Below are 11,016 nucleotides of genomic sequence, written 5' to 3' on the forward strand. Positions count from 1 at the left end.
CTAAGGCCCAACATGATTTGGGCAAAGAAGACAGGACTAAAAATTTATTAGGTGCCTTTAAATTGGATAAGGATTTGACAGGAAAATCAGTTTTGATAATCGATGACCTGGTTACTACAGGTAATACATCACTAGAAATGATTAGAGTTTTAGAGCGAGCGAATGTTAAAGATATCAAAATCTTAGCCCTTGCTTCAGAAAAAAGAGTACTATAAAAGCCAAGAAATTGTTGAATTTCCTGGCTTATTTTTATGCTTGTTCTGTTTCTGTATCTTTCATAAACTGATAGATTTTAACGGCGAGAGCCATCTCAATTCTTTTTCTAAAAAGTTTACAAGAATAATCGTGGGTATGGTTTAAATCTCCGGTGGCGTTGAAATTATTTGCAGCACAGCCTCCAGAACAGTACATACTTGCCCAACATTCTCTACATTCAGATTTTGAATAGCAGTTGCAGGTTTTAAACTGGCTTACAAGTCCAGTATTTTTTACACCGTCAAAAATATTTCCTATTTTAAAGTCATCATTGCCTACAAATTGGTGGCAAGGGTAGAGGTCGCCGGTTGGAGTTACCGCCATGTACTCAGTTCCTGACCCACAACCAGAAAGCCTTTTGTGAATACATGGACCATTTTCAAGGTCAATCATATAGTGGTAGAAAATAAACTTATCGTCCTTGTCAATGGCATCCATCAACATATCTGCAAGTTTTTCGTATTGGTCAAATATTATTGGAAGGTGTTCATCCTTTAGGGCATATTCGTTATCAGGGCTACCCACAACTGGCTCAAGAGAAGTGCGTTTAAAACCTAGGTCTAAATAGGTTTTGATATCTTCTGTAAAATCGAGGTTGTTGGCTGTATAGGTACCTCTCATGTAATATTCCTTATCGCCACGTTTTTCGACTAATTTTTGGAATTTTGGCACGATTAGGTCAAAAGAACCCGTACCAGCCAAGGTCTTTCTAAAGTGGTCGTGCTTATCTTTTCTACCATCTAAGGATAAAACAACATTTTTCATATTTTCATTCAAATAATCTATGGTATCATCATTTAGAAGTAGACCGTTGGTTGTAAGGGTGAAGTTAAAGTGCTTATTAAATTCTTTTTCTTTGCTCCTTGCGTAATCAACAGTAAATTTTACCACATTAAGATTCATCAAAGGCTCTCCACCAAAAAAGTCTATATCAAGATTATAGTGCCTACCAGAATTTTCTAGCAAAAAGTCAATGGCTTTTTTAGCTACTTCCTTTGTCATGATGGCATCTGGTCCGTGGTATTTGCCACCTTTTGCAAAACAATAATCACAAGTAAAATTGCAAGTATGGGCAACATTTAGGCAAAGAGCCTTGATATTTGTAGGTCTTTTTGTAACATCGATGGCAAGGTCTTTAAAAGAATCTTCTGTGAATAATTGACCTGTAGCAATCAATTCTTCTACCTCATCAAAGGCTGCCTTAGCTTCTTCATCATTTAAGTCGTATTTATTTTTAATGGTATTTTTTAGTTCTCTTAAGTCTGTATCTTTATAATTTTCTATTATATCGTAGGTGACATCATCTACTAGGTGGACAGATCCACTATATATATCTAAAACAATATTAAAACCCTTAGCTTTATATTGGTGTATCATAAAATCTCCTTTATTAGTAAAATCCTTACTATTATACTTATTTGCAAGGATTATAAAAGTAATAAACAGAAAAAAACTTACCTACAGATATGTAAGTAAGTTATTAAATAGTGCAAGTTTTTTCCTATTTATTTTCTTTTTTTGCTAACACATTCTTGGTTGGCTACTCCGCAAGATGTTTTACAAGCAGATTGGCAAGAAGTTTGGCATTCGCCACATCCACCGTCTTTTTGGCTCTTGTGAAGATTTCTTGTGTTAAGTGTAAGTATTCTTTTCATATCAAATCTCCTTATCGATAAGAATTTCTTATTCAATTATTATATTAACAGTTTTTATTCATTTTGTCAATTATGACTGCAATAGACTTGCCAACTAGATTTAGCCTTATATTGTTTTTTTGTAAGTTATTTATATTTTCTAAAACCTTAGAATCAATCAGTTCACCTGGGGCAAGGATAGGAATTCCAGGTGGATAGGCATAAGTAAAACCACCCGCAATCCTACCTTGAGAATTTTCTATCTTAATTAATTCCGAATCGAAATCCATAGCTTCATATATTTGGTAAATTTTTTGAGGGCTTTGGTAGGTGAAATTAAATAAATATGCAGATTTTTCTAGGGTCTTGTCAATTTTTATTAGGGCATTTTTAAGCAGGTCAAAACCCTTATCCCTATCGCAAAGGCTCGCTATTAATAGGGCATAGGAAGGGTAGGCCATTTCTATTTCGATTTTTTCTTCTTTTAATAAGTTGGCGAGGGTCTTGCCGTTTATATTTGTATTTTTGGTTGAAATAAGAATTTTAGACCTGTCCTTATTTTTATCGTCAATTAGACTTAAGTTTTTTAATTTTATTTTATAAAGGTCTACTAGATTTGCCTGTAATTTTTGGTTTAATATTTCCATCTCTCCTATGTTTTCTAAAATATAGTCAATGGATTGTAAAATCAAATATGAAGGGGACGAGGTTTGAAAGATAGACATGGCAAATCTCAAATCTTTTACGATCTGTTCATCGTTAATTAAAACTGCCGCAGCTGGTGTGAGGGCAGGCAGATTTTTGTGAAAGGAAGTTATGGCAATATCAAAGGTATTTTTATATGCTCCTGTTAAAAATAAGTGAGAACCGTGTGCCATATCTAAAATGAGTTTTGCCTTGTATTTTTTACATATCTTGTAAATTCTTTCTATATCTAAAATATATCCCTCATAAGAAGGTGAAGTCACCACAACAGCCGAGTAGGTTTTATTTTTTAATTTATCTTCTAAGTCTTCAAAAGAAATATCAACTATAGCTCCGATGTCATTTGTCTTTACGCCAATGTAGTCGACTTTTAATTTATTGATTAGACAGGCATTGTAGACAGCCTTGTGGGACGACCTTTGGATTAGGATATTTTTGTTATTTTGGCTTATGGCTCTTATACTGGCTAAGATTCCGGATGTAGATCCATTTGTAGATATAATAGCGTCTTTGACATCGTATGTTTCCGCGATTTTTCTTTCCATATCTACAAATACTTCCTTAGGGTCATTTAAGTTATCTAGTCCATCTATTTCTGTAAAATCTCTTCCGTAGCCAAGATTTGAGTCAAAAATCTCTGACCTCTTATGACCTGGCATGTGAAAGGGATAGTAATTTTCTTTTAGGTAATTATCAATGATTTTATTTAACATAGGTCCTCCACTAATATTATAGCTTAACTTACAAATTTTGTAAGGTAAAATAAACTTTTGGGTGTATGATAAGGCTAGGTGATAAAATGGAAAATAAATTTATAAGAATAATAAAATCAATTATTATATTTTTGCTATTTGTAATAATTTTTGCAGCAGGTTTTATTTTGTTTGGATTTTTTAAGGGTAATAAAATTGAAAACCCAATTTCAAATATAATTCAACCTAAGGATGAAATTTTGTTTCTCCTTGCAGGGGTAGATTCAACTGGCAAAGAAACTGGTACAAGAACTGATACCCTCATGCTTATTAAGACTGATAGCAAAAATGATTCCTTAGATATGATCTCTATTCCAAGAGATTCCTATGTATCTATAAACGGAAAGATGGATAAGATAAATGCTGCCCATTCTTATGGGGGAATAGATTTGACAATGAATGTTGTAAGGAATTTTTTAGGAATTAACCTTGATAAGTATATAGTTATTTCTTTTGAAGCGGTCATTAAAGGTATTGATGCCCTTGGCGGAATGGATGTAGATGTTAGCCAAGAAGTCGCTAGAGCCATGCGTATTAGCCCTGGTATTCACAAGATGACTGGTGATGAGGTTTTAAAATATGTTAGGTTTAGGAAGGGTTATCAAAATGCAGACCTTGGAAGAATTAACACCCAGCAAAATTTTCTAAAACAATTTATGAAAGAAGCAAGTAAGGTAGAAAACTTACCTAAATTGCCAAAAGTTTATGCAGCTATGAAGCCATATATACAAACAAATATGAATTTAAAAGAATTATCGTCCATAGCCGTGAAAATTAAATCAGTTGATCAATCACAAATCAACTCAGTAAGGCTTGAAGGCGAGGGCTTTAATAAGGGAGGAATCTCATATTATAAGATTTATCCAAATTCAATTGAAAATATAAGGACAAGATACTTAAATTCATTTTTAAGAAACTAGGAAATGGGTATAATAGTTATGAACAAGATGGAGGAGATATGGATATAAAATCATTAATTAGAGTAATAGAAGATTACCCAGAAAAGGGCATATCCTTTAAGGATATAACAACTTTGTTAAAAAATAAGGATGGTTTTAAAGAGACTTTAGACCTACTAGAAGAAAAACTTAAAGGCTATGATTTTGATTACATAGCTGGTGTAGAGTCAAGGGGGCTTATTTTTGGAGCACCACTTGCTGATAGGCTAAACAAGGGCTTTATACCAATAAGAAAGCCTGGAAAGCTACCTGGAGAAATTGAAAAAATTAGCTATGACTTGGAATATGGTACAAATGAACTAGAAATCCACAAAGATGCCCTAAATAAGGGTGATAAGGTTGTAATAATCGACGATCTTATAGCTACAGGTGGGTCTGCAAAGGCTGCTGCTAAACTTGTGGAATCCATAGGTGGGGATGTGGTTTGCTTTGAATTTTTAATTGAACTTACATCTTTAAAGGGCAGAGAAGTTTTAAAAGACTATGATGTCATTTCTCTAGTAGAGTATGACCATTAAGATTAAATATAAAGAGGTTTCGTTTTGAAATCTCTTTTTTAATGGCTAAAATTAAGCATATTTACCTTGGCAGAAAATATATTTATTTTTCAAAATAAACTTATAAAGATACTTGAAATAAGAATTATTCCTAGTATAGTTTAATTAAGGTCAGAGATGGTCAAAGAAATAAGATGGAGGTACAAATGCAATATAGAGATTATTATGAAGTGCTAGGGGTGGACAAAAAAGCTAGCGCTGATGAAATTAAAAAAGCTTATAGGAAGCTTGCCAAAAAATACCACCCAGACCTTCATCCAGATGATGAAAGTGCAAACAAAAAATTTACAGAAATAAATGAAGCCTACGAGGTTTTATCAGATCCAGAAAAGAGAAAAAAATATGACACCTTCGGTGCCAATGCAAACTTCTCTGGTGGTCAAAATTTCGACCCAAGGGATTTTGGCTTTGATTTTGGAAACTTCGGTAACGGCTCTTACACATATACAAGTTCAAATAGTTCAGGTTTTTCAGACTTTTTTGACACCCTTTTTGGAGGATTTGGAAATACTTCCTCAAGAAAGTCTCAAGGTTTCGGAGGATTTAACACAGGTTTTGGAAGTGGATTTAGTAAAAAACCTAAGTCTAAACTAGATACTGAAGTTAGTATATCAATTGACGAAGCCATGGAAGGTACAACAAGGAAAATTTCTATAAAGTCTGATACAGGTATAAAAGATGTAGAAATCAATATTCCAAAAGGTATCAAGAATAGAAACAAGATAAAAATTGATGGTTCTAAATATGGAGTAAATGCAGATATATATGTCTTGGTAAAGATAAAAGAAACTGAAGATTTAAAACTAGATGGAATTGACTTTATCAAAAAAGTAAAGATTAGTCCTTGGGATGCTTATTTTGGAACAAAGAAAAAAATATCAACCATAAAAGGAAATATTTTAGTAACAATTCCAGAAAAAATCACTTCTAATAAGAAAATTAGACTTAAGAACCTAGGTTATACAGATAGGAAAAATCAGACAGGTGATTTAATCCTAGAAGTTTTGATAGAAAACCCAGACCTAAACGAAGAACAAATAGAATTATACAAAAAGTTAAAAGAAATCGAGGGATAATATGGACAACAACAAATTAACACAAAAATCAATCGAAGCTATCAATAATGCAAATTCAATGGCAATCAAGGATGCAAATCCAGAAGTAAATGAATTTCATTTAGCTCTTAGCCTAGTTGATAGCCCATCCTCCTATGTATCAATGGTTTTATCCAAAATGGGAGTAGATGTAAACGCATATAAGAAAAAAATTGAAGACAAGGTAGAAAATCTACCAAAGCAATCTGGAAATGCAAATACTTACCCTTCTCAAGTTTTTCAAAGGATATTTTTGAAGGCTGAAGATGAGGCAGATGCCATGGGAGATTCCTTCATTTCTGTGGAACATATTTTTCTTTCCTTACTCAAGGAGAGTACAGAAATGTCACCAATTAATAAAGAATTTAATATTTCTTACAAGGCTTTCAAAGACTATGTCTTAAAAGTCAGAAATGGTCAAAAAGTTACAACAGATAATCCTGAAGAAACTTCAAATCCATTGGAAAAATTCGGTAGAGATTTAACCCAAGAAGCAAGGGAAGGAAAAATTGACCCGGTAATCGGTAGGGATGCAGAAATCAGAAATGCTTTGAGGATTCTATCTCGCCGTAAGAAAAATAACCCAGTTTTAATCGGCCAGCCAGGTGTTGGTAAAACAGCCATTGTTGAAGGTCTTGCCCAAAGAATCGTAAATAACGATGTGCCAGAACCACTTCAAGGTAGGAGGATTTTCTCTCTTGACATGGGTGCTTTAGTTGCTGGTGCTAAATATAGGGGCCAATTTGAAGAAAGACTTAAGGCAGTAATCGAAGAAGTAAAAAAATCTGACGGTCAAATTATAATGTTTATCGACGAAATCCATACTATAGTTGGAGCTGGTAAGTCAGAAGGTGCTATGGATGCATCAAATATTATGAAACCAATGCTTGCTCGTGGTGAAATCAAAGTTATTGGCGCTACAACCCTTAATGAGTACAGGGAATATATAGAAAAAGACGGAGCTCTTGAAAGAAGATTCCAAAAGGTAATGGTAGAAGAACCAAGTGTTGAAGATACAATTTCAATCCTTAGAGGTATCAAGGAAAAATATGAAATCTTTCACGGTATTAGGATTCAGGATTCAGCAGTAATTGCAGCTGCAGAATTATCTGATAGGTATATTTCAGATAGGTTTTTACCAGATAAGGCAATTGACCTTATGGATGAGGCTTGTGCTACAGTAAGGACTGAAATAGACACCATGCCAGCCTACCTTGATGAACAAAAGAGAAAACTATTACAATTACAAATTGAAATTACCGCTCTAAAGAAAGAAGATGATGACTATTCAAAAAAGAGATTAGCAGACCTAGAAAAGGAATTAGCAGATCTTTCAGAAAACTTTAACGAAGACTTCTTAAAATGGAAAGAACAAAAATCTGCCATTGACGATGTAAAATCTATCAAGGAAGAAATAGATAAGGTTAAGGTAGAAATAGACCAAGCTGAGAGGAACTATGATTTCGAAAAGCTCTCTGAACTCAAATATGGAAAACTAGTTGAACTAGAAAATAAATTAAAAGAAGCAAGTGCATCTAATAGTGACGAATCTTCTATAAAGGAAGAGGTAACTGACGAAGATGTAGCAGATGTTGTTTCTAGCTGGACTAATATTCCAGTTTCAAAATTAGTTGAAACAGAAAGAACAAAAATTCTCCACCTAGGTGAGACTCTTCACCAAAGAGTTATCGGTCAAAATGAGGCTATAGAAGCGGTTTCTGACGCTATAATCAGGGCAAGATCAGGTCTAAAAGAACAAAATAGGCCTATAGGATCTTTTATTTTCTTAGGTCCAACAGGTGTTGGTAAGACAGAACTTGCAAAAACTTTAACAGAGGCAATGTTTGACGACGAGCACAATATGATTAGGATTGATATGAGTGAATATATGGAAAAGTATTCTGTATCTAGACTAATTGGTGCTGCTCCAGGCTATGTTGGCTACGAGGAAGGTGGTCAATTAACAGAAGCTGTTCGTAGAAAACCATACTCAGTTATCCTTTTTGATGAAATCGAAAAGGCCCACCCAGATGTCTTTAACATTTTGTTACAAGTTTTAGACGATGGTAGGTTAACCGATAGCCAAGGCAGGACTGTAGACTTTAAAAATACTATAATCATCATGACATCAAATATTGGTTCAGAATATTTAATAGATGGTCTAAATAAAGATGGCACTATAAAAGAAGAAAACCAAAAGAAAGTGGATGAGGCTTTAAGACGTTCATTTAAGCCAGAATTTTTAAACCGAATTGATGATATTGTGATGTTTACACCACTAATAAGTGATCAAGTTTATAAAATTATCGACCTACAAATTGATAATATTAGAAAGAGACTTGCTGATAGGGATATTAAACTTGAGATTACACCAGAAGCTAAGAAATACATCCTAGATAATTCTTATGATGTAGAATATGGTGCTAGACCTGTTAAGAGATACCTACAAAGAAATGTAGAAACAAAACTTGGTAGGCTAATAATCGAAGGAAAAGTTACTGACAAAGACACAGCAATTCTTGACCTAGTTGATAATCAATTAGAATTTAAAACTAAATAGCTTGGTATAGACAAGTAGAAATAATAACGGAGTAATTTAATAGATTGCTCCGTTTTTACTTTGGCTATTTTCTGGGATTTCATACTATATGTAGTAAAATGAAATAACAGACCACAATATATAGTATAATTTATTTTACATAAAAATTAAAATATGGTATGATTATAGTGTAATTTCGGAGGTAAAAATGTTACAAGTAATTAAAAGAGACGGGACTAAAGTCGATTTTAATAAAGATAAAATTATCATTGCTATAGAAAAAGCCATGCACTCTCCAAGTGGTATTTATGTGGGAGGCCAGGCGGCTGAAATAGCTGATGAAATTGAGGAGAGATCTAAAAACAAAAGAGAAATCTCTATTTATGAAATCGAAGATTTGGTCTACTATAAATTAATAGACAGGAAAAATCCTGCTACAGCCAAGGCCTACGAGTCTTATAAGTCAGTTCAGGCTTATAAGCGTGAGCAAAATACATCTGACGATGAAATAATCGGACTTCTAAATCAAACTAACATAGATGTAATGGATGAAAATTCAAATAAAAACCCAATCATTGCTTCAACTCAAAGAGACCTAATTGCTGGCGAAGTAGCCAAGGATATAGCAAAAAGGAAGTTAATCCCAGCAGATTTAGTGGAAGCCCACGATTCGGGAGCTATCCACATCCACGACCTAGATTATCTAATTCAACCAATTTTCAATTGCTGTTTGGTAGATATGAAAGATATGCTAGATAATGGGACAGTTGTAAATGAAAAGATGATTGAAACACCAAAGTCTTTCCAAGTTGCATGCAATGTTATGACTCAAATTATAGCTCAAATTGCATCAAACCAATATGGTGGCCAATCAATAAATATTTCTTGCCTAAGTCCTTATTTAGAAAAGTCCTTTAATAAGAACTTTAAATTATCAAAAGAAATACTAGGTGATACTGATAAGGCTAAAGAAATGGCAGATGCTCTTACTAAAAGAGATCTTGAAAGTGGTATTCAAACTATCCAATATCAAATAAATACCCTTATGACTTCAAATGGTCAATCACCGTTTGTAACACTTTTCATGCATACAGATGAAAATGATCTTTATCTTGACCAGACAGTTGAGATTATCAAAGAAATCTTGAAACAAAGAATCCAAGGCATTAAAAACGACCAAGGAGTATATGTAACACCAGCTTTTCCTAAGTTAATTTACGTCCTTGACGAAAATAATATAAATCCAGATTCAAAATATTTTGATTTAACACGTCTTGCTGCTAAATGCACAGCCAAGAGAATGTATCCTGATTATATATCAGCTAAGAAAATGCGTGAAAACTACGAAGGAAATGTATTTTCACCAATGGGCTGCAGGGCCTTCCTTCCTCCTTACAAGGATAAGTATGGAGACTATAAGTTTGATGGTAGGTTTAACATGGGAGTTTGCACAATCAACCTTCCACAAATCGGTATTTTGGCAGATGGAAATGAAGATTTATTCTTTGAAATATTAGAAAAAAGACTTGACCTTATTAAGAGAGTAGGACTTTTGAGGTATGAACACCTAGCGAAGGTGACAAGCGATTCTTCACCAATCCACTTCCAACATGGGGCAATAGCAAGGCTTAAAAAACACGAATCCATAAAACCGCTTCTAGAAAATGGCTATGCAACAGTTACAATTGGCTATATTGGAATATATGAAGCCACAAAATTAACTGTTGGCGAAAGTCATACTACTCAAAAGGGCCATGACTTTGCCATGAGAATAATGGATATGTTAAATGACAAGAAAAAAGAATGGTCAGATCAATATGGTATTGCCTTTGCTGTTTACGGCACACCTGCAGAAAGCTTAACCCACAGGTTTGCATCTATTGATAGGGAAAGATTTGGAGATATAAAAGACGTTACAGATAAGGGATATTATACAAATTCCTTCCATGTAGATGTTAGGGAAAATATCTCAGTTTTTGATAAATTTGATTTTGAATCAGAATTTCAAAAATTATCCACAGGTGGTTGTATTTCCTATGCAGAAATACCAAATATGACCAACAACATAGAAGCAGTCCTAACTATGATCGAGTATATCTATGATCACATCCAATACGCTGAATTTAACACAAAGAGCGATTATTGTGGCAACTGTGGTTACGATGGAGAAATCCTTCTGGATGAAAATAACCAATGGTATTGTCCAAATTGTGGCAACCACGATAGGGCAACCTTAACAGTCGTAAGAAGGACTTGTGGTTACCTTGGAGAAAACTTCTGGAATGAAGGCAGGACCAAGGAAATAAAGGCAAGAGTTCTTCACATATGAATTACGGTCAAATTAGAAAATATGATGTAGCAAATGGTCCTGGTATCAGGACCACTTTTTTCCTTACAGGCTGTGACAGGAATTGTCCAAATTGCTTTAATACTGACTATATGGATTTCGACCACGGAAAAAAATGGGACGAAGATGCTGAAAAAGAAGTGATTTCTTACCTTAAACTTAACCAGGTGGAGG

General features: G+C 33.9%; 10 protein-coding genes. 7 read left to right on the plus strand and 3 right to left on the minus strand.

Annotated features, from left to right (window positions below; translation table 11 throughout):
• On the plus strand, positions 1-215 hold a 215-nt coding region (locus RQ907_RS05275; protein WP_311492337.1), incomplete at its 5' end, for a phosphoribosyltransferase family protein.
• Positions 216-249: 34 nt separating this feature from the next.
• Here the strand turns inward: RQ907_RS05275 and scfB are convergent.
• The 3 genes from scfB to RQ907_RS05290 form a co-directional block, all read right to left on the minus strand.
• Positions 250-1,632 (minus strand): thioether cross-link-forming SCIFF peptide maturase, encoded by a 1,383-nt coding sequence (gene scfB, locus RQ907_RS05280; protein ID WP_311492338.1) that lies wholly within the window; start codon positions 1,630-1,632, stop codon positions 250-252.
• 128 nt (positions 1,633-1,760) lie between these two features.
• A complete protein-coding gene (gene scfA, locus RQ907_RS05285; protein ID WP_311492339.1) occupies positions 1,761-1,910 on the minus strand; it encodes a six-cysteine ranthipeptide SCIFF in 150 nt (49 codons plus the stop codon).
• A 44-nt stretch (positions 1,911-1,954) separates the two neighbouring features.
• Positions 1,955-3,307, minus strand: coding sequence for an aminotransferase class I/II-fold pyridoxal phosphate-dependent enzyme (locus RQ907_RS05290; protein ID WP_311492340.1), 1,353 nt, complete (start codon positions 3,305-3,307; stop codon positions 1,955-1,957).
• Between the two features lie 86 nt (positions 3,308-3,393).
• On the opposite strand from RQ907_RS05290, the gene RQ907_RS05295 reads away from it, so the two are divergent.
• From RQ907_RS05295 to RQ907_RS05320, 6 genes are all read left to right on the plus strand, one after another.
• The gene (locus tag RQ907_RS05295) at positions 3,394-4,266 is read left to right on the plus strand and encodes an LCP family protein (RefSeq protein ID WP_311492341.1); all 873 of its coding nucleotides are present in this window, start codon (positions 3,394-3,396) and stop codon (positions 4,264-4,266) included.
• Between the two features lie 38 nt (positions 4,267-4,304).
• Entirely contained in the window at positions 4,305-4,823 is a 519-nt protein-coding gene (locus RQ907_RS05300) for an adenine phosphoribosyltransferase (protein ID WP_311492342.1), read from the plus strand.
• 185 nt (positions 4,824-5,008) lie between these two features.
• Positions 5,009-5,938, plus strand: a complete 930-nt coding sequence (locus RQ907_RS05305) for a J domain-containing protein (protein WP_311492343.1) — start codon at positions 5,009-5,011, stop codon at positions 5,936-5,938.
• Between the two features lies 1 nt (position 5,939).
• Positions 5,940-8,516: an ATP-dependent chaperone ClpB gene (clpB, locus tag RQ907_RS05310; protein WP_311492344.1), complete on the plus strand. Its 2,577-nt coding sequence runs from the start codon at positions 5,940-5,942 to the stop codon at positions 8,514-8,516.
• A 187-nt stretch (positions 8,517-8,703) separates the two neighbouring features.
• Entirely contained in the window at positions 8,704-10,824 is a 2,121-nt protein-coding gene (nrdD, locus tag RQ907_RS05315; protein ID WP_311492345.1) for an anaerobic ribonucleoside-triphosphate reductase, read from the plus strand.
• Positions 10,821-11,016 (plus strand): 4Fe-4S cluster-binding domain-containing protein (locus RQ907_RS05320; protein ID WP_311492346.1); only part of this gene is annotated, 196 nt, incomplete at its 3' end. The genes nrdD and RQ907_RS05320, both read left to right, overlap by 4 nt.

Origin of the sequence: uncultured Anaerococcus sp. (assembly GCF_963510575.1) — a bacterium.
In the GTDB taxonomy this organism is placed as follows: domain Bacteria; phylum Bacillota; class Clostridia; order Tissierellales; family Peptoniphilaceae; genus Anaerococcus.